Genomic DNA, 26,349 nt, shown 5'->3' with positions numbered 1-26,349 from the left:
GGCCCCGGATGCGGGGTGCTGGGCCCATGTTGGGCCCAGGCAAGGGTGTGGCCCGAGAGGCGGGGATGCCGGCGCACGCGCCAGGGGCAGCATGCAGCAAGAGCGGCCAGTATGGCGCATTTGCCGCTGGCCGCAGGCGATTTTGTGCGCCTTTCATCGTAAACATGTGTTGCAGTCGGGCGCTTTGGCGGTTCCCTGCAACAGTGGGCCGGGCGCATACAATGCACGACTTTTTTTGAATATCGTTCTCATTTGCCTTGCGCCCGCCATGGCTGGGGCATGGCAATGGGCGCAGCCATTTTTTGTTTTGAAGGGCGGGACTGGCCATGTGGAAATCTGCGCAAAAGCGCCTCGGCGGAGCCTGGGCAGCCGGGGCATTGGCGCTGTTGATGGGGCTGGCGCTGGCCGCCGGGCCAGCGGCGGCCGAGGGCACGGCAGCGGCGAGCATGGAGTTCGCCCATGCCCAGGGCAGCGTGCGCCTGAACAAGCCGCCGACTCGGGTGGTGGTGTTCGATCTGGCCACGCTGGACATGCTGCAGGCCCTGGGCGTGGAGGCGGCGGTGGTGGGCGTGCCGGCGTTCAAGATGCCGCAGTTTCTGAGCGCCTTCGAGGGCGATGCGCGCGCCAAGGTCGGCAGCCTGTTCGAGCCCAATTACGAGGCCATTCGCGCGCTGCAGCCCGATGCGATCTTCGTGGGCCGCCGCGCGCAGGCGCGCTATGCCCAGCTGTCGCTGCTGGCGCCAACGCTGGACATGGCCATCGACGAGGCCGATGCGGTGCAAAGCATCTTCGCCAACTTGCGCAAGCTGGGCCAATTGTTCGGGCGCGAGCAGCGCGCCGAGGAGCTGATCGCCCAGGCCGAGCAGGAAATTGCCGCGCTGCGCACGCTGGCGCCCTCGGCGGGCAAGGCGATGCTGCTGCTGGTCAGCGGCGGGCGCATCAACAGCTACGGGCCCGATTCGCGCATGGGCATGCTGTTCACGGCCTTTGGCGTGCAGCCGGCCCAGGCTCGTGGCGGGCAGGAGCGCCACGGCCAGTCGATTTCCTTTGAGTACATCCTGCAGGCCAACCCGGATTGGCTGCTGGTGCTCGACCGCGATGCCGCCATCGGCCGCGAGGGCGCGGCGGCGCAGCGCCTGCTGGACAACGCCCTGATCAAGGCCACCAATGCGGGCAAGAAGGGCCAGATCGCCTATCTGGACGCCATGAACTGGTACGTGCTCGATGGCGCGGGCATTACCGCGCTGCGCCAGAACGTGCGCCAGCTGCAGCAGGTGCTGGGCGCGGCAAAGCAGCAGGCGGCGCAGTGAGGCCGCCGCCGCAAGAGCAGGCCGCCGCAGCAGGCCAGCGCCATGCGGGCATGCGCGCCGCGGCTGCCTATGCGCTGGGCCTGCTGTTGCTGGCGGCATTGGCCCTGTGCAGCACGCTGGTGGGGGCCATCACCATCGGCTGGCGCGACTTGCTGGCCCCCACGCCCGGCGATACGGTCTCGCAGGTGCTGTTCATCAGCCGCATTCCGCGCACGCTGGCGCTGATGCTGGCCGGCGCCAGCATGGCCGTGGCCGGCATGATCATGCAGATGGTGGCGCGCAACCGCTTTGTGGAGCCGGCCACCGTGGGCACCGTGGGCGCGGCCAGCCTGGGCATGCTGGTGGTGGCGCTGTGCTGGCCGGGCATGGCGCTGCTGGGCAAGATGCTGGTGGCGGCGCTGTTCGCGCTGGCGGCCACGGGGCTGTTCTTGCTGCTGCTGCAGCGCCTGCCGCTGCGCAGCACCTTGCTGGTGCCGCTGGTGGGGTTGGTGTTTGCCGGCGTGATCGAGGCCGTGACCTCGTTTCTGGCCTACCGCTTTGACATGCTGCAGGCCATCCGCGCCTGGACGGTGGGCGATTTTTCGGCCGTGCTGCAGGGGCGCTATGAGCTGCTGTGGCTGGCCCTGGCGCTGACGCTGGGGGCCTTTGCCGCGGCAGACCGCTTCACCGTCATCGGCATGGGCGAGCCCGTGGCCGTCAGCCTGGGCGTGCCCTATGGGCGCTGGATGTTCATCGGCCTGACGATCGTGGCCATGGTCACGGCCGCAGTGGTCGTGACGGTGGGCGTCATCCCTTTTCTGGGCCTGCTGGTGCCCAATCTGGTCAGCCTGTGGCTGGGCGATCGCATGCGGCGCTCGGTCTTCTGGGTGGCGCTGTGTGGCGCGGGTCTGATGCTGGTCTGCGACATTCTTGGGCGCCTGCTGATCCGGCCCTACGAAATCCCCATCGGCACCATCATGGGGGTGCTGGGCAGCGCCGTGTTCCTGCTGCTGCTGTGGCGCAAGCGGGCCGAGCTGGGGTGAGCGGCAAGATGAAGATAGCGCAGCAATCAACGATCATGGCAGGGGCCAAGCCGCCGCTGCCCAGGGCAGGCCGCAGGCTGGCGCTGCCCCCGCGCCAGCGGCTGTTGGCCCTGCTGTGGCTGGCCCTGGCCTGCGCTGGCCTGTTTCTGACCTATGGCGTGCAGACCGACTGGGCCTTTGCCTTGCAGCACCGTGGCGCCAAGCTGGCGGCCATGGCGATGGTGGCCTATGCCGTGGGGGTGTCCACCGTGCTGTTTCACAGCATCACGCACAACCGTATCCTCACGCCGGCCATCATGGGCTTTGACGCCCTGTACCTGCTGCTGCAGACGGCGCTGGCCTACGCCTTTGGCATGCAGGCGGTCTCGGCCTTCAACCCCACACTGAAGTTTGCGGCCGAGACGCTGCTGATGGTGCTGATGGCCTGGCTGCTGTTTCGCAGCCTGTTCACCGGCGCGGTGCGCAGCCTGCACCTGATGCTGCTGGTGGGGGTGGTCATGGGGGTGTTGTTTCGCGCACTGACGGGGCTGATGCTGCGGTTGATCGACCCCAACCAGTTCGGCAGCCTGCAGGATCGCTTTTTTGCCAGCTTCAACTTGATGGCCACGCACCTGCTATGGAGCGCGGCCCTGGTGCTGCTGGGCGTGACGCTGTGGCTGTGGCGCATGCGGCGCAATTTCGATGTGATTGCGCTGGGGCGCGACATGGCCATCAGCCTGGGGGTGGATTACCCTCGGCAGGTGATGCAGATCCTGCTGTGCATTGCCATTTTGGTGTCCATTTCCACGGCGCTGGTGGGGCCGGTGACGTTCCTGGGCTTGCTGGCGGCCAACCTGGCCTACCAGCTCATGGGCGACATGCGCCACCGCTACAGCCTGCCGGCGGCGGTGCTGGTGGGCTGCATTGCGCTGCTGGGCGGGCAGCTGCTGCTGGAGCATGGCCTGGGCTTCAATGCCGCGTTGAGCACGGTGATTGAGCTGCTGGGTGGCGTGGTGTTTCTGGCGCTGCTGCTGCGCAGCAAAGGGCAATGAGGCAGGCGGGTTCGCCCGGGCCGACTGGTCTGGGCATGGAGTGCGCATGATCGAACTGGAGCAAGTGAGTAAACACTATGGCGCGGCGGCCGTGGTCGATGGCGTCAGCTTGAACATCGCGCGCGGCGGCGTGACGGCCATCATCGGCCCCAATGGCGCGGGCAAGTCCACGCTGCTGTCGCTGATCAGTCGGCTGGCGCCGCTGAGCGCCGGGCGGGTGCGCATCGACGGCCTGGACGTGGCCCGCACGCCCAGCGACGTGCTGGCGCGCAAGCTGGCCATCCTGCGTCAGGACAACCCCATGACGCTGCGCCTGACGGTGCGGGACTTGGTGGCGTTTGGCCGCTTTCCGCATTCCAAGGGGCGGCTGAGCCCGGAGGACGCCCGGCACATCGACCAGGCGCTGGCGCATTTGCAGCTCACCGAGCTGGCCGGGCGCTATCTGGATGAGCTCTCCGGCGGTCAGCGTCAGCGCGCCTTCGTGGCCATGGTGATGTGCCAGGACACGGACTACGTGCTGCTCGATGAGCCGCTGAACAACCTGGACATGCACCACGGCGTGGCCATGATGGGGCTGTTGCGCGCCCTGGCCGACGAACATGGCAAGACCGTTCTGATCGTGCTGCACGACATCAACTTTGCCTCCACCTACGCCGATCACATCATCGCCATGAAGCAGGGGCGCCTGGCCTGCCAGGGCAGCCCGGCCGAGCTCATCCGCCCAGAGGTGCTGCAGCCGCTCTACCAAATGCCCATCGAGGTGCACGAGTTGGCTGGGCAGCGCATCTGCGTGTACTACCGCGCCCGCCCGGCACAGGCCGCTGCTGATCAGCAGTTGGCTGCGCAGAGGCTATAATCGTCGGTTTTGCAAACAACATCCCCAAACACCAAGGACATATACCATGGCAACCAAACCCGCCAAGAAAAACCCCCGCCTGGCATCGGGCCGCAAGCGCGCTCGCCAGAATGTCAAGCTCAACGCAGCCAACACCTCGCTGCGCTCCAAATACCGCACTTTCGTCAAGAACGTTGAAAAGGCTGTGCTGGCTGGCGACAAGGAAAAGGCCACCGAAGCCTTTGCCAAGGCCCAGAGCGTGATCGACAGCGTGGCCGACAAGGGCATCTTCCACAAGAACAAGGCCGCCCGCGACAAGAGCCGCCTCAGCGCCAAGGTCAAGGCCCTGGTCAAGGCCGCAGCCTAAGAGCCTGCTCAAAAACCCATCTCATCCACCCGCCCAGGCTGGGCACTGAACCAGCCTGCCGTTTGCAACGGGTGCGCTGTTTGCAAAAGCAAGAACCGTTTGAAGCCCTGGCGCTTCAAACGGTTTTTTGTTGCCTGGGCCGTGCTCAGCGTGGCGGGGCAGGGCCTGTGCCGGCGCCGCATCAGCGCGGCGCAGCGGCGCTGGCGGCCAGGGGCAGGCGGCTGCTCAACACCAAGGCCGCGAGCTGGCGCGCCACCGGCAGCGGCTCATCGTGCAGCAGGGCGCAGAGGATGTCCGCGCACAGCGCGGCCAGCGTCAGGCCGCGCGCGCCCAGCCCCGTGGCCAGCAGCACATTGGCAGCCTGCGGGCCGATGGGGCCGTAGCAGGGCGTGCGATCGGGCGTGGTGCAGCGCACGGCGCCCCAGCGCTGCGGCCCCCGGGCGCTGTGCTGGAACAAATGCTGCGCCAGGGCCGGGCCGATGGCGGGCATGAGCTGCGCCAGGCGTTGCCGGTTCTGCCACCAGGCGGCGGCCATGGCCTCGGCGCTGGGCGGCTCCAATGGCGCTTCGCGCTCGAACGTGGCGCCGCTGACCCACAGCCGCAGCGGCTGCGCCGCGCTGGCTGCGTGATCGCTTTGGGCGGCGGCCTGCCCTGGGGTGCTGCAATCGGGGGGCGCTGGGACATGCACAAAGCTGCCCTTGCCATTGACCGGCATCGCTGGCCAGACAGGCCCGGCCGCATCAGCCGCCGCCACGCCCCAGGCGATCTGGCCGCGCACGGGGTTCAGCGGCAGCCGGGCCTGGGCCCAGGGCTGGGCCAGGGCCAGGCTGTCGAATGCGGCGGCGATGACCAGGCAATCGGCCTCCAGCACCTGCCCGCTGCCGGCCGCATCGGCCTGCACCATCACCTGCCAGCGCGGCAGCGCCGGGGCGTCGGGGCGTGGGTTGCAGGGTTGCTCGGCGCTGGTGGGGGCGATGGGCGTGGTTGGCGCGATTGGCGTGGTTGGTGCAATGGCCTGCACCCGGCAGCGCGTGCGCAGCGTGATCTGGGGGTGTTGCAGCAGGCGCTGCACCAATGCGGCGGGGCGAATCCAGCCGGCCTCGGCGTGCCAGACGGCTGGGTGCTCGCCCTGTTGCGGTGGCTGCGCTGTGTCGGGGTTGGCCCAGTCCAGGCCGGCGGCCAGGCGCTGGCTGGCCTGCGCCGGGCGCGAGGCCTGGCTGGCCATCTGCGGCGTTGCCGGCCAGTCTGCCGGGGGCTGCCCTGGTGCGGTGGGGGCGCCAGGTGTGGGCAGGCCCAGGCGTTTGCCGATGCGGTGCTCCAGCACGCCGCTGTCCTGCCAATCCTGCCCGTGACGCAGCAGGCGCGCGGCCAGGGCCCGGGTGCAGCGCAGGCCGGCGCGGCTGAGCCGCGACAGCGGCGCGTCGTCGGGCGAGATGTGCGGCGCAAACAGGCCCACGGGCAGGCCCGAGGCGCCTTGCGCGGGGGCATCGGCCTGCTCCAGCACCTCGACCTGCCAGCCCCGCTCGGCCAGGGCATGGGCCATGCTGGCGCCGGCCAGCCCGGCGCCGATGACGATGGCCCGCGGCCTGGCGGCCGAATGCCAGGCCACGGGCAGCGGCGCAGGCCAGGGCAGGTGCTGGGCTGCGGCTGGCGCGCTGCGCACCCGGGTGGGCCAGGGCGGCGTATAGCGGGCGTGCAGATTGTGCTTCTTGGGCGGGATGCCAGGCACGCGCTGCACACTGAAGCCGCACTGCTCCAGGGCCTGGCGCACCGCGCTGGCCACGCACCAGGTGGCCAGCTGCGTGTGGCCGGGGATGCAGCAGCGCGCCACGGCGCGCAGGGCGGCGGCGCTCCAGATGTCCGGGTTCTTGGCCGGGCTGAAGCCATCCAGGTACACGCTGTCGGCCTGCCAGCCCTCGCTGCGCAGGTATTCGTGCGCCGGGCCGATGGCCAGCGTCAAATGCACGCGCTGCTGCTCAAAGCTCAGGCGATGGATGCCGCTGTGCAGATCGCGGTACTGCAAGGCCAGCTCCTCGGCCAGTGGCAGCAGCTGCGGGTAGCGGCTGCGTGCAGCGGCGAGCAAGTCCTGCGCCGAGACGGGCCAGGCCTCGGTGGAGATGAAGTGCAGCCGATCGCAACGCTGCGGATCGTCGCGCCAGGCCTGCCAGGTGGCGAGAAAGTTCAGGCCCAGGCCAAAGCCCGTCTCCAGGATGCGCCACTGGCGCTGGCCCCGCCAGGCCTCGGGCAGGCCACAGCCCTGCAAGAAGCAGCCCTGCGCCTGGGCCAGGCCGCCGCCGGCATGGCTGTGGTAGCGATCGCCGAACTGTGGCGAATAGGGGCTGCCATCGGCCAGCCACTGCACGGCTGGCCCCGGCTGCAGCGGGCCTGGGGCCGGCCCTTGCAAGGCTTGGCCTGGGGGCGGGCAAGAAGGGGGTGCGGTGCTGCACATGTTGTTTTTTCGCTGCGAAAACAGTGGTTCGGAGTGCCATCCGGGCCGTCGCCGCAGGCTTACAAATGGCGCGGCGGGCCCGGCGCAGAAGGCCCATGCAAATCAGCCAGTTAAGGCCAAGTGCTGATCGGGCATCTGCGTTGGCACGAATTTATATACACAAAATTACATGAAAGACGGGCGGCAGTGCATTGACAGCCATGTGCAGATTCAGAAAATCCACATTTTTGCAATATTTGTGCAGCGCACAATCCATTGAAGGCCTGCGCAGGATTTCGGCCCGCGCCGAGATCCTGCGCAGGCCCTGAGCCCTACGAGGAGTTTGCTGGCAAGCGCAGGCACTGGCGGGCATCGCCCGCCGGCCACGGCCATCGCAATCGCGCTGGCCCTGAATGCTTGGGATTGCAACGCCATCGGCCCAACGGCTTTCAGCCCGGGCGCCGGCGGCGCAGTGCAACAGGGGACAGGCACAAGACCTGGAGCAAGCTCGCATTGTTCAATGCCAAGACCGGCAAGCCGCATGACGCGGGCCATGGCAAGCATGGCCCTGTGGGCGCTGCACAGCATGTGCGGCGGCGGGTCGAAACACTGAAGCGGCTGAATTGGCTCAGCCGCACGTTGGAGAAGCGAATGTCTCTGCTGACGCATTGGCTGCGGCTGCTGGCCGCTGGTCTGGGCTGGGTGGGTAAAGGCATCCACACGGTGATGCTGAACATCCTGGCCATGCTGGGCGCCGTGGCCGTATTTGCCGCCTTGGTGCTCTACACCCACCCCGATTTGCTGAACCGGGGCGAGCAATGGCTCTACAGCCATCTTTATCAGCGCAAGGTGGCGCAAGTCGATCTGGACGTCGAGCACGAAGCCCTGGAGCGCGTCACGGCCGTGGATCTGCTGGATCTGTCCGAGGAGCAGGCCGCGGCCGCCTTCTGGCTGAGCAAGAAATACCGCGTCGCCCCCGAGCCCATGGGCGCGCTGGTGGCGCAGGCCTACTCGCTGGGCGAAAAGCGCGGCCTGGATCCGCGTCTGATCCTCTCGGTGGTGGCCATTGAATCGCGCTTCAACCCGTTTGCGCAAAGCGCCGTGGGCGCGCAAGGGCTGATGCAGGTCATGACGAGCGTGCATGAGGACAAATACCAGCACTTCGGCGGCACGCTGGCCGCCTTCGATCCGGTGAGCAACATGCAGGTTGGCTCGCTGATCCTCAAGGACTGCATCGACCGCTTTGGCGGCGTGCAGCGCGGTCTGGTGTGCTATGTCGGCGCGGCCAAGCTGCCCAACGATGGCGGCTATTCCAGCAAGGTGCTGGCCGAGCACGAGCGGCTCAAGGAGGCCACGCGCAATGCCGCCAAGGTTCTGCCGGCCTCGTTCAAGACGGCCCGGTTGCAGCGCCAGGCCGATCTGGCCCTGGCCGAGCAAGAGCCGGCCCAGACGACCGGCCTGGCGCCCACCGCCCAGCCGCTGGGCCTGCAGCCCACGGTGGCCGCGCTGACGCAGGCTGCGCCACAGCTGCGCAAGACGGGCGAAAGTGCCGCGCCGGCGCAGCCCGAGAAGGCCGCGCAGGTGGCGCAGGCGCAGACGGTGCAATCGGCCGTACACATGGAGCAATTGGCGCGCCTGGTGGAAGAGCATGGCGCGCAGCAATTGCTGGCAGCCCGCTCCAACCTGGATGGCGTGCCGCAGCAGGTCTCCGAAGCCCTGGCGCAGTGATGCGGGCACGGGCCCGTATGCGGCATTTCTTGCAGATGAGCAGCCAGCCCCAGGGCTGGCTGCACGCCGCTTGTACCTTTTACCAACAGGCTGCGGGCCCTATTACACTAGCGCCTTTGCCGCGCAGGCCCCGGCCAAGGCCTCTTGCCGTTTGATCTAGGCTCGGCCGTGGCACCCAGTCTTTTCTCCCAGTCAAGGATCACCACCACCATGTACCAACGCGATCTGCTGGTCGAACAGGTCGACCCCGAGTTGTTCGCCGCCATCCAGTCCGAAAACAAGCGCCAGGAAGAGCACATCGAACTGATTGCCAGCGAGAACTACGCTTCGCCGGCCGTGATGTGGGCGCAAGGCTCGCAGCTGACCAACAAATATGCCGAGGGCTATCCGGGCCGGCGCTATTACGGCGGTTGCGAGTACGTGGACATTGCCGAGGAGCTGGCGCTGGCGCGCGTGAAAAAACTCTTTGGCGCTGAGGCGGCCAATGTGCAGCCGCACTGCGGGGCTTCGGCCAACCAGGCCGTGTTCCTGGCCTTTTTGCAGCCGGGCGATACCGTCATGGGCCTGAGCCTGGCCGAAGGCGGCCACCTGACGCATGGCATGCCGCTGAACATGAGCGGCAAGTGGTTCAACGTCGTCTCCTACGGCCTGAACGAGCAGGAGGAGATCGACTACGACGCGATGGAGCGCCTGGCGCACGAGCACAAGCCCAAGCTCATCATTGCCGGCGCTTCTGCTTACAGCCTGCACATCGACTTCGAGCGTTTCGCCAAGGTCGCGCGCGCCGTGGGCGCCATCTTCATGGTGGACATGGCGCACTACGCCGGCCTGATCGCCGCCGGGCTGTACCCCAACCCGGTGCCCCATGCCGACGTGGTGACCTCGACCACGCACAAGAGCCTGCGCGGCCCGCGCGGCGGCATCATCCTGTGCAAGAAGGAGCATGAAAAAGCCATCAACAGCGCCGTCTTCCCCGGCCTGCAGGGCGGCCCGCTGATGCACGTCATCGCCGCCAAGGCCGTGGCCTTCCAGGAGGCGCTGCAGCCGGCCTTCAAGACCTACCAGCAGCAGGTGCTGACCAATGCCAAGATCCTCAGCGACGTGCTGGCCGAGCGCGGCCTGCGCATCGTCAGCGGCCGCACGCAAAGCCACCTGGCGCTGGTGGATCTGCGCGCCAAGCAGATCACCGGCAAGGAAGCCGAGCGCGTGCTGGGCGAGGCCCACATCACGGTCAACAAGAACGCCATCCCCAACGATCCGGAAAAGCCCATGGTCACCAGCGGCATCCGCGTGGGCACGCCGGCCATGACCACGCGCGGCTTCAAGGATGAGGAAGCCTTCGTCACCGCCAACCTGATCGCCGATGTGCTGGACAAGCCCAGCGATGCGCAGCACATTGCCAAGGTGCGCGAGAAGGTGCATGAGCTGACCTACCGCTTCCCCGTCTATCGCTGATGCGGCCGGTCGCTGCCAAGGCCCCTGCCGGGCAGCGGCCATAGGCTCAGATTTGCTTTGACCGCGCCATGGAGCCATCGCACTCCACGGCGCGGTTCTTGTATCCGCCGCAGGTTCTGCCCCCCCTACCGATTGCGCCATCGCAGCCAAGCAGCATGAAATGCCCTTTTTGCGGACATGAAGAATCCCAGGTGGTGGAAACGCGCCTGTCCGATGACAACACCAGCATCCGCCGCCGGCGCCAGTGCGGCGCCTGCGAGAAGCGCTTCACCACCTACGAGCGGGCCGAGGTGAGCATGCCGGCGGTGGTCAAAAGCGATGGTCGCCGCGTGGACTACCAGCGCCAGAAGCTGCGCGACTCCATCAACCTGGCGCTGCGCAAGCGCCCGGTCAAGACGCAGGATGTGGACGACGCCGTGGCGCGCATCGAGCTGCATCTGATCGGCCTGGGCGGGCGTGAAGTGGAATCACGCCGCATCGGCGAGGCCGTGATGCACGAGTTGCAGCGGCTGGACAAGGTGGCCTTCATCCGCTATGGCAGCGTCTACCGCAGCGTGGGCGATCTGGATGCCTTCAAGCACCTGATCGAGCAGGCCGGCAACGAGCAGGCCGGCAAGTAGCGCTGGCGCACGGGCGCGCCTCGCGCGTTATTCGACCGTGCAGGCCTGCGCCGTCTCGGCCATGCCCTGGTGGCGCAGCAGGGCGTCGAGCTGGGGTTCGCGGCCGCGGAAGGCTTTGAACGATTCCATGGCCGGGCGGCTGCCGCCCACTTCCAGGATGCTGTGCAGGTAGCGCTGGCCGGTGGCCGGATCGGGCTGGCCTGGGGCCAGGGCTTCCTCCTCGAACGCGGCATAGGCGTCGGCGCTGAGCACCTCGGCCCATTTGTAGCTGTAGTAGCCGGCCGCGTAGCCGCCGGCGAAGATGTGCGAGAAGGCGTGCGGCGTGCGGCTGTAGGGGGCCGGCGGCAGCACGGCCACTTCGTCGCGCACGCGGCGCAGCAGCTCCAGCACCTGCGGCTGGGCATTTTGGTGCAGCAGCATGTCGAACAGCGCGAACTCGACCTGGCGCAGCGTGAGCAGGCCGCTTTGGAAGTTCTTGGCCGCCAGCATCTTGTCGTACAGCGCGCGCGGCAGCGGTTGGCCCGTCTTGGCGTGGGCGGTCATGTCCTGCAGCACGGGCCATTCCCAGCAGAAGTTCTCCATGAACTGGCTGGGCAGCTCCACGGCGTCCCACTCGACGCCGCTGATGCCCGAGACATCGCGCTCATCGACCTGGGTCAGCAGGTGGTGCAGACCGTGGCCGAACTCGTGAAACAGCGTGATGACGTCGTCGTGCGTGAGCAGCGCGTCCTGGCCGCCGCTGCCGGCGGCGAAGTTGCACACCAGGTAGGCCACCGGCGTTTGCAGCGCGCCGCTGTCCGGGCGCAGCCAGCGCCCGCGCATGTCGTCCATCCAGGCGCCGCCGCGCTTGCCGGCGCGCGCGGGCTGGTCCAGGTAGAACTGCCCCACCAGCTGGCCGCCGCGCTCAATGCGAAAGAACTGCACCGCCGGGTGCCAGGTGGGGGCCTGGTCGGCCTTGATCTGCACGCCGAACAGCCGCTCGATGATGGCGAACAGCCCAGCCACGACCTTGCTGGCGCTGAAGTATTGGCGCACTTGCTGGTCGCTGAAGCTGTAGCGGGCCTGCTTGAGCTTTTCGGAGATGTAGGTCCAGTCCCAGGGCTGTGGGTCGTCCAGGCCCAGCTGCTCGCGCGCGAAGGCGCGCAGGTCGGCCACGTCGCGCTCGGCGAAGGGGCGCGCGCGCCGGGCCAGGTCGCGCAGAAAGTCCACGACCTGCTCGGGCGATTGGGCCATCTTGGGCGCCAGCGAGAGCTCGGCATAGTTGGCAAAGCCCAGCAGCCGTGCCTCCTCGTCGCGCAGCTGCAGGATTTCGTCCATCACGGCGCTGTTGTCCAGGTGGCGCTGCTCGGCAGGGGCCAGATCGGAGGCGCGGATGGCGTTGGCATGAAACAGCCGCTCGCGCAGTGCGCGGTCCTCGGCGTACTGCAGCACGGGCAGGTAGACGGGCATTTTCAGCGTGAGCTTGTAGCGCCCTTGCTGGCCATCGGCGCGCGCGGCCTCGGCCGTGGCCTGCAGCACGTCTTCGGGCAGGCCGCGCACCTCGTCCTCGCTGGCGTAGTAGTGGTAGGCGTCGGTGGCGTCGAGCACGTTCTCGCTGAATTTCTGTTGCAGCGCGGCCAGGCGCTCTTGGATTTGCGCAAAGCGCACGCGCGCCTGGCCCTGCAACTCGGCGCCGGAGAGCACGAAGCCGCGCAGCGCCAGCTCCAGCGCGCGGCGCTGCGCGGCATTCAGCCCGGCGGGGTCGATCTGCTTGTACTTGGCGTACAGGCCTTCGTGCGCGCCCAGGCGGGTCCAGAAGTCGGTGACGATGGGCAATGCCTGGTTGTAGGCCGCGCGCAGCTGGGCGTCGTCGGCCACGCCGCTGAGGTGGCCGATCACGCCCCAGGCCTTGGACAGGCGCTCGGTGGCCACGTCCAGCACGCGCGCCAGCGCCTGCCAGTCGGCCGGGAAATCGGCTTGGGTGACGCGCTGCAGGGCCTCGTCGGCCTGGGTGATCAAGGCTTCGATGGCCGGCATCACCTGGGCCGGCTCGATTTGGTCGAAGGCCGGCAAGTCGGTGATGGCCAGCAGCGGGTTGGTTGGCTCGGCGGCGGTGTTGGCAGGGGCAGGGCTGGATGGGTTCATGGTGATGGGAATGGACAAGGCGCCAGCGGTGCGCGGCCCCATTGGCTGCGGCTCGGCATCATGCCGGGCAAGATGGCAGGGGCAGGGCGACAGCGCCAGATGGAACAGGTGATGGGGGGTGAACAGGGCATAGCCAGGGGTAGGCGCGCAGCCTGCCCGGTGCCGTTGCAGTTGGGGTGGGGCGGGATGATTTCAAGGCGGTGCGCGCTTGGGGGCCAGGCGCGGCGGCATGGCGCAAGCCGCATGGCCGTGCCCAGGCGCGGCACCGGGGGCAGGCCAGCAATGCTTTGCAATGGCTGCAGATTGCCCCAGGCGGCGCTCATTGCCCGCCCAAGCAGACCACTTGAGCAGGCGCTTACAGCACCTCACTGGCAAAGTCGGCCAGGCGTGAGCGCTCGCCGCGCTCCAGGGTGATGTGGCCGCTGTAAGGCCAGCCCTTGAAGCGATCGACCGCGTAGGTCAGGCCCGAGGAGCCCTCGGTCAGGTACGGGGTGTCGATCTGCGCCAGGTTGCCCATGCAAATGATTTTGCTGCCCGGGCCGGCGCGGGTGATCAAGGTCTTCATCTGTTTGGGGGTGAGGTTTTGCGCCTCGTCGATGATGACCCATTTGTTCAGGAAGGTGCGCCCGCGCATGAAGTTCATGCTCTTGATCTTGATGCGGCTGCGGATCAGGTCGGTGCTGACGGCGCGGCCCCAGTCGCCGCCGCTTTGGTTGCCCGTGCCTTTGCTGAGGAACTCCAGGTTGTCGTCCAGCGCGCCCATCCACGGGCCCATTTTTTCTTCCTCGGTGCCGGGCAGAAAGCCGATGTCCTCGCCCACGTTGACGGTGGCGCGGGTCATGATGATTTCGCTGTAGCGGCGCTCGTCGAGCACTTGCGTCAGCCCGGCGGCCAGGGCCAGCAGCGTCTTGCCCGTGCCGGCCGTGCCGGTGATGGTAACGAAGTCGATCTCCGGGTTCATCAGCAGGTTGAGCGCGAAGTTCTGCTCGCGGTTGCGCGCCGTCACGCCCCAGACGTTGTGCTTGATGCTGGTGTAGTCGCGCAGCGTGCGCAGCACGGCGCTGTCGCCTTGCAGCGATTCGACGATGGCGTACAGCCCCGCTTCGCCCGGCTTTTCGTAGTAGACGAACTGGTTGAGCAGCATGCTTTGCACGGCTGGGCCATGCACGCGGTAGAAGGTATCGCCCTGCGATTGCCAGCTCTCGAGCTTCTTGCCCTGGCGCGCCCAGAAGTTCTCGGGCAGGGCCAGCGCGCCGCTGTAGAGCAGCTCGTCGTCATCGAGCGTGCGGTCGCTCTGGTAGTCCTCGGCCGCCATGCCCAGCGCGCGGGCCTTGACGCGCATGTTGATGTCCTTGGAGACGAGGATCACCTCGCGCTCGGGATGCAGCTTTTGCAGGGCGTGCACGACCCCCAGGATCTGGTTGTCGGCCTTGCCTTGGGGCAGGGCCTGGGGCAGCTCCTGCTCCAGCAGCGCGGTCTGGAACAGCAGCTTGCCGCGCGCCTGCTTTTGCCCTGTGGAGTCAAGCGGCAGGCCGGCGCTGAGATCGTTTTGCCCGGCGATGGACACCAGCGCGTCCAGGCTGCGGCTGACTTGGCGGCCATTGCGCGCCACTTCGGTGGCGCCGCGCTTGTGGGTGTCAAGCTCTTCGAGCACCACCAGCGGCAGGTAGATGTCATGCTCTTCAAAGCGGAACAAGGCAGTGGGGTCGTGCAAGAGCACATTGGTGTCGAGCACGAACAGGCGCGTGTGCTGGCCATTGGCCTGGGTTTGGGCCTTGCCGCCGCGCCGCGCCTTGGAGGCGCTGCGTTTGCTGCGCTGCGACAGCGCAGCGGCATTGGTTGTATTGGCGGCACTGGCCGGGCTGTTGACGCTGGCCGGCGCCGCTGCCGGCGTGGCGCTGGCCTGGGCTGGCAAAGTGGCCTTGGCCTTCTGGCTGGCGGCGCGCTGGCGGGGCGTGGCGGCGGCCACCTGGGGCGCTGGGGCTGCGGGGGCTGGGGTCTGACGCGCCTTGCCTGCGGCAGCGGGGCTGGCTGCTGCCTCAGCGGGGGGCAGCAAATCGCCGCTGGCGCTGGTGGCGATCAGTTTTTTCCGGTTGGGGCCGGCAGCCGGCGTGGCGCTGGTGGCCTGGACGCTGTCGCCGCGGCGTTTGGGGGCTGGTGGCAGGGGCATGGCAGTGCGATGGATCAAGCGAAAGATGGCAATCAGGGCGCTTTTGCAAAACCCTCGCGTGCGGCGCCCGCCATCATGGCCGGCGCTGACTGCTGAGGTTGGGCTGGGGCCCGAGGGGAAGTGCGCGCTCAGAACCTGTTCAAAGTTTTGGCGCCAGTGGCCAGGAAGTGGTTTGGGGATGGGCTGCAAGGCGTTGCAAAGCCGCAGACATCTCGATGCCGCCGGATGGCCCGCTGTGCAGAGGTTCTGAGCCGGCGCTCATCATAGCCCAGGGTTTTGCCGGCCTTGGTCTCTGGCTGCCGACTGGGATGCTGCAGGGCATCCCTGGCGCTATTGCGCCGGTTTGAGGTGCGGCAGCAAGGCGCGGTAGGCCCGCTCCTCAGCCTGCAGCCGGGCGGTGAAGCTTTGGCGGTCCAGATAGGCGGGCGTGATCGAGAGGCCCTTGAGCGTGCGGGCGAACTGCGGCGAGGTGGCGACGCGGTGCGCCACCTCTTGCCAGGCTTGCACGACTTCTGGCGCGCTGCCCTTGGGCAGGGCCAGGCCGCGCCAGACGCTCCACTGCAGGTCGTGGCCGCGCTCGCGCAGCGTGGGCACCTGGGCGATGGCGGGGATGCGCTGCTTGGCCAGCACGGCCAGGGTGCGCAGCTTGCCGGCCTCGACGAAGTGGGCCAGCTCCGCATAGGCGGCGATGGTAGCGTGCACTTCACCGCTGAGCACGCCCATGACTGCAGGGGCCGTGCCCTGGTAGGGAACGCTGGTCAGCAGCGCGCCCGTGGCCTGGGCCAGCGAGATGACGGCCATGTGGTGTGTGGTGCCCACGCCGGCGGTGGAGATGGTCAGGCCAGGCGCCGATTGCGCGGAGGCCAGCCATTCTTCGATCGACTGCCATGGCGCATCGGCGCGCACGGTGATGGCCAGCGGGTCATTGGTCAGCTGGGCGATGGGCTCGAACTGGCCGAGCTGCACTTGGCCAATGCCTTGCAGAGGCAGCAGCAGGATTTCGGCCGACACCATGGCCAGCTTGCTGTTGGGGGCGGGCGTCAATGCGTATTGAAAGCCGATGGCGCCGCTGGCCCCGGGCCGGTTGACCACGGCCGGCGCTTGCTGTGTGAAAGGGGCGGCCAGCTGGGCGAAGGCCCGCGCCACGGAATCGGTGCCCCCGCCAGGCGGCCAGGGCACGACCAGCTCGGCGGCCGGGCCGGCGATGCGCGCTTCTGGGGCTGTGCCATCGGCGGCGGGGGCTGCCGCCCAGCCGTTCAGGCAGGTCAGCAGCAAAGACAGGGACAGCAGTTTGTGCAGGTAAGACATGTCGTGGGCGAGGGGCAAAAGATCAAAAGGCCACTTGCTGGAAGTGGCCGTGGGGGGAATCCTATGGAATGACTCGATGCAAACCCGGGGGCTTCAGCGGGCTGCAATGAGGCTTTGAACAGGCCTCTCAATTGCGGAACAAGTCCATGATTTGCTCGCGCTCCTGGCTGGTCGGGGCGGTGTAGCCGCCGGTGACGCTTTCGCTGTAGACGCTCTCCATGCCCAGGCTGGCAACGCCGCGGCCGGCCGAGAATTCGTTGTAGGCCCAGTCGCCGCCGGAGCGGGTCACGCCCTTGGGGGGCTTGAGCTCGGCCACGGGCACGTCCTTGAGGGCATGCCGCATGAACTGCACCCAGATGGGCAGCGCCAGCCCGCCGCCGGTCTCGCGGCTGCCCAGATCCCGGGGGTTGTCGTAGCCAATCCAGGCCACGGCGCTGATGGAGGGCTGAAAGCCTGCGAACCAGGCATCGTGCGCGTCGTTGGTGGTGCCGGTCTTGCCGTAGATGTCGGGGCGCTTGAGCATGCCGCGCGCCTTGGCGCCGGTGCCCGAGCGGGTGACTTCCTGCAGCAGGCTGCTGGTGATGAAGGCGTTGCGCGGGTCGATGGCCTGGGGCATGTCGGCCAGCGCCGGCGGCGTGGTTTGCGAGAGGACGCGGCCGCGGTAGTCGGTCACGCGCTCGATCAGCCAGGGATCGACGCGGTGGCCGCCGTTGGCAAACACGGTGTAGGCGGCGGCCATTTGCAGCGGCGTGACCTCGGCCGCGCCCAGGGCCATGGGCAGCACGGGCACGATGCGGCTGGCGTCGAAGCCAAAGCGTGTGGCCCATTGCTGGGCGTTCTTGGCGCCGACGGCCTGGATCAGGCGCACGGTGGGGATGTTGCGCGATTTGGCCAGCGACACGCGCATGCTGATCGGGCCGCTGAAGCTGCGGTCGTAATTGCGCGGCTCCCAGGCCTTGCCCCCGGCCCTGGAGGGGGGGAAGTACATGGGGGTGTCGGCAATGAGGGTGGCGGGCATGAAGCCTTCCTCCAGCGCGGCCGAGTAGATGAAGGGTTTGAAGGCCGAGCCCGGCTGGCGCCAGGCCTGCGTGACGTGGTTGAACTTGTTCTTGTTGAAGTCAAAGCCCCCGACCAGGGCCTTGATGGCGCCGGTCTGGGTGTCCATGGCAACGAAGGCGCCTTCGACCTCGGGCAGTTGCGTCATCTCCCAGCCGCCCTTGGCGGTCTGCATGATGCGCACGATGGCGCCGGGGCGGATCTGGATGTTGGCCGCGGCCTTGCCCGACAGGCCCGACTGCACTGGGCGCAGGCCCTCGCCGGTGATGTCGATCTGGCTGCCGTCGGCGCGCACCACGGTGACTTTCTGGCGCGAGGCTTGCAGTACCACGGCCGAGAGCAGCTCGCCATTGTCGGGGTGGGCCACCAGGGCCTTGTCGATGACGTCCTCGCGCTCGGCCGCATCGGCGGGCAAGGTGATGAAGTTCTCCGGCCCGCGGTAGTACTGGCGCTTCTCGTAGTTCATGATGCCGGTGCGCAGCGCCTGGTAGGCCGCCTCCTGGTCGGAGAGGGCGATGGTGGTGTAGACGTTCAGGCCGCGGGTGTAGGCCTCGTCGCCATAGCGCTCGACCATGGACTGGCGCACCATCTCTGCGACGAACTCCGCGCGGATGGGGAAGCTGTCCATCGTGCGGCGGATGTGGAGCTTTTCATCGCGCGCCTGCTGGGCCTGCTCGGCGGTGATGAAGTTGTTTTCCAGCATGCGGTTGATGATGTGCAGCTGGCGGATGCGGGCGCGCTCGGGGCGGCGGATGGGGTTGTACAGCGAGGGGGCGACCGGCAGGCCGGCGAGCATGGCCGCCTCGGCGATGCTGACTTCCTCCAGGGGCTTGCCGAAATAGGTCTCCGAGGCGGCGGAGAAGCCGTAGGCGCGGTTGCCCAGGAAGATCTGGTTCATGTAGATCTCCAGGATTTCATTCTTGGAGAGCATGTGCTCGATCTTCATCGTCAGCAGCACTTCGTAGAGCTTGCGGGTGAAGGTGCGCTCGGACGACAGGTACATATTGCGCGCGACCTGCATGGAGATGGTCGAGGCGCCCTGGCTGCGCAGATCGCGGATATTGGCCAGCGCAGCGCGGGCAATGCCGCGGTAGTCCACACCGCTGTGCTGGAAGAAGCGCGCATCTTCGGCGGCCAGAATGGCATGCTTCATGACCTGCGGGATTTCCTCGATGGGCATGAGGCGCCGGCGCTCCTCGCCGAACTCGCCAATGAGCGCGCCTTCGGCCGAATACACCCGCAGCGGCAGCTTGGGCCGGTAGTCGGCCAGATCCGAAATGTCCGGCAGCTTGGGGTAGATGGTGGCGACGACGACGACGAGGACGGCAAGGCCCGCCACGATGCCTGTGATGGTCAGCCCTGCCAGCCAGGCCAGCACGCGCCACAGCAGCGAAGTGCGCCGCGGCCGCGCCTGTTCTTTGGATGCCGCAGGCGCGGCAGCTTGCGGGGGGGGCGGATTGGCAGAGGCGCGCTGACGGCCACTGCCGCCGCGGGAGGAGTTCAAGGGCATGTTTGAGGGGCTTGGGCCTGGCAGGGCGTGCTCAAAGAAAGGTCTGCACGGGGATCGGGCGGCAAAGTGTGCGCCGAGAGCTTGATCAGGCGCTCTGAGATCCGTTCGACCTTCCTCAAATGTCGTTGTCTACGCGTATCGGTGACGAGATTGCGGCAGCGAGGATAACGCACAATCCCCGCCCGACAGAATAATGACAATCACGTGTGCTTTTGACAACAGAGGCGCAAAAACAAGCGTAACTTGTTCTTTGCATTGCCCAGTCATGCTGATAGTATGTGTGTCAAGTCGTACATTTTGTTGCTCTATTTAACAGGGCAAGAAGGGGGTAATGTGGTCTCAACGAGATCTCTGTTCGGTGCCAAGTCGACGCCGCTGGTCGGCATCGATGTGAGCACATCCAGTGTGAAGCTGGTCGAGCTCAGTGGCTCGCGCGATGGCAAGATCACCTTGGAGCGCGCGGCTCTTGAGCGCCTGGAAAAAGGCTGGGTCAGTGAGGGCAACATCGAGAACTTCGATGAGGTGGCAGAGGCCTTGCGCCGTCTGGTGAAGAAAAGCGGCACCAAGACGCGCCAGGCTGCGTTGGCCTTGCCGTCCTCGGCGGTGATTACGCGCAAGATCGTGCTGCCATCGGGGCTTTCGGAAGAGGAGCTGGAAATCCAGGTGGAGTCCGAGGCCAGCCACTACATCCCTTTCTCCCTGGATGAGGTGAGCCTGGACTTTTGCGTCATAGGTCCTTCCAAGCATTCCAGCGACGATGTGGAGGTGCTGATCGCCGCATCGCGCAAGGATCGCGTGCAGGATCGCCAGGGGCTGGCAGAGGCCGCTGGCCTGAAAGCCGTGGTGCTGGACATCGAATCCTACGCATCGCGTCTGGCCGTCACGCGCCTGGCCAAGGCCTGGCCCAAGTCTTCCGAAGCCCCCTTGGTGGCCTTGTTGGAAATCGGCGCTTCGACCAGCAACCTGCTGGTGATGCAGGGCGAGGAAATTCTGTTTGAGCGAGAGCAGTCCTTCGGCGGTGGGCAGTTGACCCAGGCCATTGCGCGTCACTATGGGATTTCTGCCGAAGAGGCGGAAAACAAAAAGCGCAGCGGGGATATGCCGGAGGATTACAACTTGGCGGTGCTGCGCCCGTTCGTCAACAGCATCACGCAGGAAATCAGCCGCTCGCTGCAGTTTTTCTACACCAGCTCGCCCTATAACTCGGTGCACAAAATCCTGCTGGCTGGCGGCACTGCCATCGTCGATGGGTTGGCTGCCGCCGTCACGCAGACTACCGAGACGGTGTGTCAGGTCGTCAGCCCGTTCGAAGGCATGGAAATGGGCGGTGGCGTGCGCATGAAAACCGTCATGCGCGAGGCCCCCAGTTATTTGACGGCATGTGGTCTGGCCTTGAGGAGATTTGATCAATGATTCAGATTAACCTGTTGCCTCACCGGGAGGCTGCGAAAAAGGTCCGCAAAGAAACCTTCATGGCCAGTTGCGTGCTCTCGGCCATTGCCGGGGCGGCCATTGCCGGGGGGATTTATCTGTTTTTCCAAACCTTGATCGCCGATCAGGAAAATGCCAACCGCATGATTGAGCAGGAAAATGCCCGGCTCAAGGATCAAATCAAGGAGGTTGCCAATATCGAGGCGGAAATTGCGGCGCTCAAAGCCCGGCAAGAAGCCGTGGAGAATCTCCAGTCCGAGCGTAACCTGCCTGTGGAGTTGCTCAACGAAATCGTGCAGGAGACCCCCAATGGCTCTTACGTGACATCGCTGAACAAAACAGCAAAAACAGTGGCGTTGATGGGCATTGCCCAATCCAACCAGACCGTTGCCGATTTGTTGAGAAACATCACTGACGATATGCCTTGGGATTCCAAGCCGCAGCTGGTTGAGACCAAGGTGGCCAAGATCAACCTTGGGGCCAACAGGGAGCGTCAGGCATTTGGCTACTCCTTGAATTTTGGTTTGAACAAAAAAGGCGCTGATGAAGAATCGTCAGGCGCAAAGAAATGACAGGAGGGGATCATGGCTAGTTTAATGTCCCAGTTTCAGCAAACCAGTGGCCGGGACCCCTGGTTGTGGCCGATCGTTCCACGCCTGTTCGTGTTTGCACTCATCGCTGCAGGTGTTGCTGTCCTGCTGTGGTTTTTGTGGCTCGTGAACTTCAAGGATGAACTGGAAGCGGCCCGGGCCAAAGAGGAAACACTGCGCGCAGAGTTCAGCAAGGATTACAAGAAAGCGATTAACCTGGAAGCCTTGAAGAAGCAGCGCGAGCAAGCCATTCAGTATGTGAACCTGTTGGAAAAACAGCTTCCCAATCAAGCAGAGATGGCTGCCTTGCTTTCCGACATCAACCAGGCAGGAGTCGGGCGAGGCTTGCAGTTTGAATTGTTCAAACCGGGGGCGCCACAGCTGAAGAATTATTATGCCGAGCAGCCGATAGAAATTCTTGTCACCGGCACTTATGATGCCATTGGTGAGTTTCTTTCCGATATTGCCCACCTGCCCCGTATTGTGACCGTGGGGAATATGGAAATCAAGAAGAAAAACCCAACGGATGAGCGGCTGAATATGAAGGCGATTGCTGTGACTTATCGCTATCTCGATCCGGAAGAAGTGGCCAGTGTGCAGCGTGAGAAGCAAAAACAGCAGAAGAGGTAAGTCATGGCATCTTCATTTCATTGGTCAAGATATCTGGTGATTTTGGGTGTGAGCAGTGCCTTGATGGGGTGCATGGACTCCAGGCAAAGTGAGGTGTCAGCCTGGATGGCCCGTGAAAAGAGCCAGGCCGTTCCCAATATCCAGCCTTTGCGAGAGCCGCTGGTGTTCCAGCCCATCGCTTATGATCGTGGTTCTGCCGAGGATCCGTTTGCCTTTGAAAAATTGGCAAGAGTGTTCCAATCGGGGCAGGTGCGAGGCGACACGCGTTTGATCGATCAGCACCGCAATCGACGCAAAGAGCCTTTGGAGGCCTATCCTCTGGATTCCATCAAGATGGTGGGTTTCATGCAAAAGGCAGGCAGGCCAACGGCACTGGTTCTGGTTGAGAACCATTTGTATCAAGTCGTGGCCGGCAACTACATCGGGCAGAACTATGGCCTGATCCGCAATATTTCCGAAACACAGATGAAGCTGCAGGAAGTCGTGCAGGATGCAACAGGTGAATGGATTGAACAGTCGACAGTGCTTGAGCTGCAGGAGTGAAGGAGAAAAAATGCAAAAGATGAATTTGAAGCAGGGCGTTCTGGGCGCCAAATTGCTGCTTAGTGGCTTGTTTCTGAGTTCGGCTTTTTCCGTTGATGCTGCAGACATCGTTTCTGTGACTGGTATGCAGCAAAATGGACGAGAGGTCATTCAGATCGAGTTGAATGACGAAATCGATTTCGATCCAGTGGCTTTTCTGGTGCAGTCGCCCGCGCGGATTTCCTTGGATTTTCCTGGGGTTGGCGTGATTTCTGGGCGTCAAAGTGCTGTCATCAATCAGGGCAACTTGCGCACCATTAACGCAATTGATGCTGCAGACCGCGCTCGAGTCGTTTTGAGCCTGCGTGAGCCAGCCAATTACGAAGTGCAGCGGGCTGGCAAGACGGTGAAGGTTTTCTTGAATTCGCCAATCAATACCCAGGTGGCGAAGCCTTCCGGGGGCAGCTTGGGGGGAGGGCATCGTGCAGCTTCCGCCCCTGCCGCTGGGGCAGTGGCCTTGCAAGGTTTGGATTTCCGCAGAGGCGTTGACGGCGCTGCGCGTGTGCTGATTGACTTACCTGTGCAAGGCGCAGAGGTTGATCTGCGGCAGGAGGGCAAGAAAATCGTGCTGGAAATCCCCAATGTGTCGTTGCCGACCCAATTGCGCAATCGCTTGGATGTGACGGACTTCGGCACACCAGTGACGTTTGTGCAGGCGCGTCAAACGGCCAATTCAACGCGCGTCGAAGTCGAGGCAGAAGGCGATTGGGCACACAGTGCGTATCAAGCCGACGGACAATATGTATTGGAGTTGCGCCGTGTGGAGCCTGAACCCAATAAGCTGACAGCGGGGGTTGGATTCAAAGGGGAGAAGCTCTCGCTGAACTTTCAGAATATTGAAATTCGGTCGCTGCTGCAGGTCATTGCAGATTTCACCAATTTCAATATCGTGACTTCTGATTCTGTGCAAGGGACCTTGACGCTGCGCTTGCAGGATGTGCCTTGGGATCAGGCCTTGCAAATCATTCTGGATTCCAAGGAGTTGGGCTACGAACGAAACGGCAATGTGCTGTGGGTGGCGCCCAAGGATGAGTTGGATGCGCGGCGCCAAAAAGATTATGAGGCGCAGGCGGCATTGCAAAAACTGGAGCCGTTGCGCACCCAAGCGTTTCAGTTGAATTATGCGCGCGCTGAATACATCGCAGAACAGTTGACCAACAGTAGTACTGGCTCTGGGACGGGTGATACGCATAGCAATCGCTTCCTCACGGAGCGCGGCTCTGCCATTGCCGAGCGCCGCACCAATCAGCTGTTCGTGACCGACACGCCTTCGCGGTTGGAGGAAGTGGCTAGACTGATTTCCACTTGGGATATTCCGGTACGTCAGGTCTTGATTGAGGCGCGCATTGTGGAGGCCACGGACAGCTTCGGACGCAACCTGGGTGCGCGTCTCGGCGGTAATGACTTGCGCGCCGAACGGGGCGGAGATGGCGGCTACCACATCGGCCGAGGCAATCGTGTGGTATTTGGTGGCAGCTACGCCAATGTACTGACCAGCTCTGGGGCTGCGGCGGGCTCCAGTAGCAATGGGGCGTTCATCAATCTGCCTGCCTCAGGGTTCGGAGAAGGTAGTCCCGCGGCAAGTTTCGCACTTTCCATTTTCAATGCTGCGGCCAATCGCTTTCTGAACCTGGAGCTCTCTGCGCTGGAGTCCACCGGTGAAGGCCGGGTGATTTCCAGCCCGCGCGTCGTCACGGCCGACCAGGTGGAGGCATTCATTGAGCAAGGCCGCGAAATTCCGTTCACGGCCACAGCGCCCAATGGCTCTACAACCGTTGAGTTCAAGAAGGCCGTGATGCGCTTGGGGGTGACGCCACAGATCACCCCGGAAGGCAATGTCATTCTTGACCTGCAAGTCAATAAGGACAGCCCGAACTATGAAGGTGGCACGGTTGCCATCGACACCAAGAAAGTGACGACGCAAGTTCTGGTCGAAAACGGCGGTACGGTGGTGATCGGGGGCATCTTTGAGCTTCAGGAAACCTCTGGCGAGACGAAAGTCCCCTTCTTGGGAGATCTGCCCATCGCTGGGCACTTGTTCAAGAAAACAACGCGCAATACCAGCAAGAGTGAGCTGCTGGTGTTCATCACCCCCAAGATCGTGACCGAGCAAAATACAATGCGCCGTTGATGAAGGCGTTGGATTGCTGGATTCTTTCTGCGATGGTTGTCAGCCTGGTTGTTTGAATGGACTGGATGAGCTGTTTGCTTTGAATGAATTGAACGTCACGAAATCATGAATTCTGATGAAGGAGTAATGAGGTGAATATAGAAAAGATTTGCCGTAAAGGCATGTATTGGACAGTGGTTGCTGGCGCCGCCACCGTGCTGCTCGCCTGCGGCGGTGGGGGCGGTGGGGGCAGTGGCGGCACCCCGAATGCGCCTTACAAGATTGAGCTGACAGCCCAGCGTTATTCTTTACCTTTGAACTTGGAGGGAAAGAGGCCAGGCTTGGACGGCTATTCTGGATTTGGCCGATTGTCACCATATACAGTGGCTTTGGATGTCAAGGCCACCATTGCTGGGCGACCTATTCCAAGCAATGAAGATAATGCGTTTTCTTGTTCCTTGGATCGTACCGTCGGCAATGATGTAGCCCTGTACTACTTGGATGGCAAGTCAGAGCATGAGGTGGAGGTCACCCTGGAAGATGGGCGGCAACTCAAGCTCCCAGGAGCATATCGGGCAATTACTTTGCCATCGAATTCGGGTATGGCGACTTTCCACTTCCATGCCGACGATACGGCAGGTGTTGCCAAAATCACTTGCACCATCCAGGATCCGCGCGATCAGCAAGTGCGTGAAGCCAGCGTAGAGATCAAGGTTGGCGAGGACAACCCGAATCCGAGCCCTACGGACTTGTACATTGAAACTCGCACTACTGGCAGCGTGGGCTATACCTTCACACAAGGCTCGCAGCTCAATAATCAGATTCAGGTTCAGGCTGCCATTTTTGACGTACAGAACCAGCGTGTGCCCGACCCGATTGGCAATAACCTGCATGCCCGTATCGTGTCGGGTTACAGTGATGCTGCCATCGGTGCACGCCTGGGCTCTGCAGGCGCAGGCAGCACAGGTCGCAATACCTGGGTGTCTTCAAAGACCATCAATGGTCGGGCCACTTTTACCGTGATTGGTGGCCAATACGAAGGCCCGATCCTGATCGAGTTCCTGACCGATGCGCTGGACAATAACGTTGACAATGGCATTGCCGTGCCTGTGAGTAATTTGACGGTGGTTTATGCCTTGAATCAGCCGCCGCCGGATTCTGTGACTCCAGTAGTAATCGCCGATCAAGAGTTGGTGGGCTATTTCGAGCAGCCATTCTTGGCGGTGCTGGATTTTGCTGTGGACAATAACGGCAACAAGCTGCGTGGCATTCCGCCCCATACTTGGCGCCTTGTCAGTGGCAGACTGCCAGAAGGTTTGATCCTGCAGTCCAATGGGGTGATTACCGGAACTCCCAAGGAAATCATCAAGGATCATAAGTTCGAGGTGGCAGTGGTTGATTCGACTGCCAGCCGTTTGCCATGGGCTGCCAATCAGGGCGACACCCATGTGTTCTCCATCACCATCAACGAGTCCCAATACAAGGTGCATATTGCTGAGTGCGGTAATGCTGAAACCCCTGGGGCTGTTTGCGAGTTGGCGCCTGCGGTAGTGGGCAGTCCTTATCTCTTTGTGCTGACGGGTGCTGGAGGAAATGGCACATACACCTGGGAATCCCAGCCTGCTTCGCCGCCGCCCATTCATGGCTTCCTGAATTTTGATGCTCAGAAAGCAATTTTGAGCTCGGAAGGACCAGTTTCGGCATCGTTGCTGACATGCATCAAGACCCCAGGCAATCCAGGTAATCCTGGTGCCAACCCCCCTGTGCCTGCTACGCCTGATACGTTTGCGTACCAAGACAAGTCTTATGATTTCATCATCTCCGTGACATCGGCTGGGGTTACGCACAGGCAGCCAGTCCGCGTCAAGGTGACGGGTGATGGTTCGCAACCTACAAGCTGCCCATGATCAATGGCTTTTGATTCAGGGCTAGGCTGATCTTCTTGTGAAGATGCCTTGAAAGGCCAAAGGCGATGCTGAAAAGCATTGCCTTTGGCTAATTTTTTATTCGGGTTTTAAAATTTTTATCGATTTTTGCCTGAG

19 protein-coding genes are annotated in these 26,349 nt (G+C 64.0%); 14 read left to right on the top strand and 5 right to left on the bottom strand.

The window, feature by feature from the left end:
* The first annotated feature begins 326 nt into the window (after positions 1 to 326).
* The 5 genes from CK625_RS04165 to rpsT are packed head-to-tail and all read left to right on the top strand — an operon-like array spanning position 327 to position 4,565.
* The gene (locus CK625_RS04165; RefSeq protein WP_238945491.1) at positions 327 to 1,310 is read left to right on the top strand and encodes a siderophore ABC transporter substrate-binding protein; all 984 of its coding nucleotides are present in this window, start codon (positions 327 to 329) and stop codon (positions 1,308 to 1,310) included.
* Between the two features lie 50 nt (positions 1,311 to 1,360).
* Positions 1,361 to 2,332 (top strand): ABC transporter permease, encoded by a 972-nt coding sequence (locus CK625_RS04160; protein WP_095539096.1) that lies wholly within the window; start codon positions 1,361 to 1,363, stop codon positions 2,330 to 2,332.
* Positions 2,333 to 2,367: 35 nt separating this feature from the next.
* Entirely contained in the window at positions 2,368 to 3,363 is a 996-nt protein-coding gene (locus tag CK625_RS04155; protein WP_238945490.1) for an iron chelate uptake ABC transporter family permease subunit, read from the top strand.
* A 46-nt stretch (positions 3,364 to 3,409) separates the two neighbouring features.
* Entirely contained in the window at positions 3,410 to 4,219 is an 810-nt protein-coding gene (locus CK625_RS04150; protein WP_095538932.1) for an ABC transporter ATP-binding protein, read from the top strand.
* Positions 4,220 to 4,265: 46 nt separating this feature from the next.
* Positions 4,266 to 4,565: a 30S ribosomal protein S20 gene (gene rpsT, locus CK625_RS04145; protein ID WP_095538931.1), complete on the top strand. Its 300-nt coding sequence runs from the start codon at positions 4,266 to 4,268 to the stop codon at positions 4,563 to 4,565.
* Between the two features lie 181 nt (positions 4,566 to 4,746).
* On the opposite strand, the gene mnmD is transcribed toward rpsT, so the two are convergent.
* On the bottom strand, positions 4,747 to 6,969 hold the full coding sequence (gene mnmD, locus CK625_RS04140; protein ID WP_238945489.1) for a tRNA (5-methylaminomethyl-2-thiouridine)(34)-methyltransferase MnmD: 2,223 nt from the start codon (positions 6,967 to 6,969) through the stop codon (positions 4,747 to 4,749).
* A gap of 675 nt (positions 6,970 to 7,644) precedes the next feature.
* On the opposite strand from mnmD, the gene CK625_RS04135 reads away from it, so the two are divergent.
* From CK625_RS04135 to nrdR, 3 genes are all read left to right on the top strand, one after another.
* Positions 7,645 to 8,721 carry a lytic transglycosylase domain-containing protein gene (locus CK625_RS04135; protein ID WP_095539094.1) on the top strand — a complete coding sequence of 359 codons (1,077 nt, stop codon included), beginning with the start codon at positions 7,645 to 7,647 and terminating at the stop codon, positions 8,719 to 8,721.
* 210 nt (positions 8,722 to 8,931) lie between these two features.
* The gene (glyA, locus tag CK625_RS04130) at positions 8,932 to 10,176 is read left to right on the top strand and encodes a serine hydroxymethyltransferase (protein WP_095538929.1); all 1,245 of its coding nucleotides are present in this window, start codon (positions 8,932 to 8,934) and stop codon (positions 10,174 to 10,176) included.
* Positions 10,177 to 10,331: 155 nt separating this feature from the next.
* Positions 10,332 to 10,796 carry a transcriptional regulator NrdR gene (gene nrdR, locus CK625_RS04125; protein WP_095538928.1) on the top strand — a complete coding sequence of 155 codons (465 nt, stop codon included), beginning with the start codon at positions 10,332 to 10,334 and terminating at the stop codon, positions 10,794 to 10,796.
* 27 nt (positions 10,797 to 10,823) lie between these two features.
* Here the strand turns inward: nrdR and CK625_RS04120 are convergent, their stop codons facing one another.
* From CK625_RS04120 to CK625_RS04105, 4 genes are all read right to left on the bottom strand, one after another.
* Positions 10,824 to 12,920 carry a M3 family metallopeptidase gene (locus CK625_RS04120; protein ID WP_095539093.1) on the bottom strand — a complete coding sequence of 699 codons (2,097 nt, stop codon included), beginning with the start codon at positions 12,918 to 12,920 and terminating at the stop codon, positions 10,824 to 10,826.
* Between the two features lie 355 nt (positions 12,921 to 13,275).
* The gene (locus CK625_RS04115; RefSeq protein WP_095539092.1) at positions 13,276 to 15,090 is read right to left on the bottom strand and encodes a PhoH family protein; all 1,815 of its coding nucleotides are present in this window, start codon (positions 15,088 to 15,090) and stop codon (positions 13,276 to 13,278) included.
* 330 nt (positions 15,091 to 15,420) lie between these two features.
* Entirely contained in the window at positions 15,421 to 16,398 is a 978-nt protein-coding gene (locus CK625_RS04110) for a tripartite tricarboxylate transporter substrate binding protein (RefSeq protein WP_095538927.1), read from the bottom strand.
* 127 nt (positions 16,399 to 16,525) lie between these two features.
* Positions 16,526 to 18,964: a penicillin-binding protein 1A gene (locus tag CK625_RS04105; RefSeq protein WP_095538926.1), complete on the bottom strand. Its 2,439-nt coding sequence runs from the start codon at positions 18,962 to 18,964 to the stop codon at positions 16,526 to 16,528.
* 333 nt (positions 18,965 to 19,297) lie between these two features.
* Here CK625_RS04105 and CK625_RS04100 point away from each other — a divergent pair, with 333 nt between their 5' ends.
* The 6 genes from CK625_RS04100 (at position 19,298) to CK625_RS13580 (ending at position 26,214) form a co-directional block, all read left to right on the top strand.
* On the top strand, positions 19,298 to 20,377 hold the full coding sequence (locus tag CK625_RS04100; RefSeq protein ID WP_095538925.1) for a pilus assembly protein PilM: 1,080 nt from the start codon (positions 19,298 to 19,300) through the stop codon (positions 20,375 to 20,377).
* Complete coding sequence (locus CK625_RS04095; protein ID WP_095538924.1) at positions 20,374 to 20,967, top strand: PilN domain-containing protein; 594 nt, start codon at positions 20,374 to 20,376, stop codon at positions 20,965 to 20,967. The genes CK625_RS04100 and CK625_RS04095 overlap by 4 nt, the downstream gene beginning before the upstream one ends.
* Before the next feature lie 24 nt (positions 20,968 to 20,991).
* Positions 20,992 to 21,615 carry a type 4a pilus biogenesis protein PilO gene (locus CK625_RS04090; protein WP_238945488.1) on the top strand — a complete coding sequence of 208 codons (624 nt, stop codon included), beginning with the start codon at positions 20,992 to 20,994 and terminating at the stop codon, positions 21,613 to 21,615.
* Between the two features lie 3 nt (positions 21,616 to 21,618).
* Complete coding sequence (locus CK625_RS04085; RefSeq protein WP_095538922.1) at positions 21,619 to 22,158, top strand: pilus assembly protein PilP; 540 nt, start codon at positions 21,619 to 21,621, stop codon at positions 22,156 to 22,158.
* 10 nt (positions 22,159 to 22,168) lie between these two features.
* Entirely contained in the window at positions 22,169 to 24,328 is a 2,160-nt protein-coding gene (locus CK625_RS04080; RefSeq protein ID WP_095538921.1) for a type IV pilus secretin PilQ, read from the top strand.
* Between the two features lie 131 nt (positions 24,329 to 24,459).
* A complete protein-coding gene (locus CK625_RS13580) occupies positions 24,460 to 26,214 on the top strand; it encodes a hypothetical protein (RefSeq protein ID WP_143326170.1) in 1,755 nt (584 codons plus the stop codon).
* Positions 26,215 to 26,349 lie beyond the last annotated feature (135 nt).

Origin of the sequence: Vandammella animalimorsus (assembly GCF_002285265.1) — a bacterium.
Taxonomy (GTDB): domain Bacteria; phylum Pseudomonadota; class Gammaproteobacteria; order Burkholderiales; family Burkholderiaceae_C; genus Lampropedia.
Note: the sequence above shows the minus strand (reverse complement) of the source record. Positions and strands in the feature narration are given on the sequence as shown.

Bases quoted from the DNA above. Each gene is read 5' to 3' on its own strand.
- CK625_RS04165 (WP_238945491.1), top strand. From the start codon at position 327: ATGTGGAAATCTGCGCAAAAGCGCCTCGGCGGAGCCTGGGCAGCCGGG.
- CK625_RS04085 (WP_095538922.1), top strand. From the start codon at position 21,619: ATGGCATCTTCATTTCATTGGTCAAGATATCTGGTGATTTTGGGTGTG.
- CK625_RS04150 (WP_095538932.1), top strand. From the start codon at position 3,410: ATGATCGAACTGGAGCAAGTGAGTAAACACTATGGCGCGGCGGCCGTG.
- rpsT (WP_095538931.1), top strand. From the start codon at position 4,266: ATGGCAACCAAACCCGCCAAGAAAAACCCCCGCCTGGCATCGGGCCGC.
- CK625_RS04090 (WP_238945488.1), top strand. From the start codon at position 20,992: ATGTCCCAGTTTCAGCAAACCAGTGGCCGGGACCCCTGGTTGTGGCCG.
- CK625_RS04110 (WP_095538927.1), bottom strand. From the start codon at position 16,398: ATGTCTTACCTGCACAAACTGCTGTCCCTGTCTTTGCTGCTGACCTGC.
- CK625_RS04135 (WP_095539094.1), top strand. From the start codon at position 7,645: ATGTCTCTGCTGACGCATTGGCTGCGGCTGCTGGCCGCTGGTCTGGGC.
- CK625_RS04080 (WP_095538921.1), top strand. From the start codon at position 22,169: ATGCAAAAGATGAATTTGAAGCAGGGCGTTCTGGGCGCCAAATTGCTG.
- nrdR (WP_095538928.1), top strand. From the start codon at position 10,332: ATGAAATGCCCTTTTTGCGGACATGAAGAATCCCAGGTGGTGGAAACG.
- glyA (WP_095538929.1), top strand. From the start codon at position 8,932: ATGTACCAACGCGATCTGCTGGTCGAACAGGTCGACCCCGAGTTGTTC.
- CK625_RS04105 (WP_095538926.1), bottom strand. From the start codon at position 18,964: ATGCCCTTGAACTCCTCCCGCGGCGGCAGTGGCCGTCAGCGCGCCTCT.
- CK625_RS04095 (WP_095538924.1), top strand. From the start codon at position 20,374: ATGATTCAGATTAACCTGTTGCCTCACCGGGAGGCTGCGAAAAAGGTC.
- CK625_RS04155 (WP_238945490.1), top strand. From the start codon at position 2,368: ATGGCAGGGGCCAAGCCGCCGCTGCCCAGGGCAGGCCGCAGGCTGGCG.
- CK625_RS04160 (WP_095539096.1), top strand. From the start codon at position 1,361: ATGCGCGCCGCGGCTGCCTATGCGCTGGGCCTGCTGTTGCTGGCGGCA.
- CK625_RS04120 (WP_095539093.1), bottom strand. From the start codon at position 12,920: ATGAACCCATCCAGCCCTGCCCCTGCCAACACCGCCGCCGAGCCAACC.
- CK625_RS04115 (WP_095539092.1), bottom strand. From the start codon at position 15,090: ATGCCCCTGCCACCAGCCCCCAAACGCCGCGGCGACAGCGTCCAGGCC.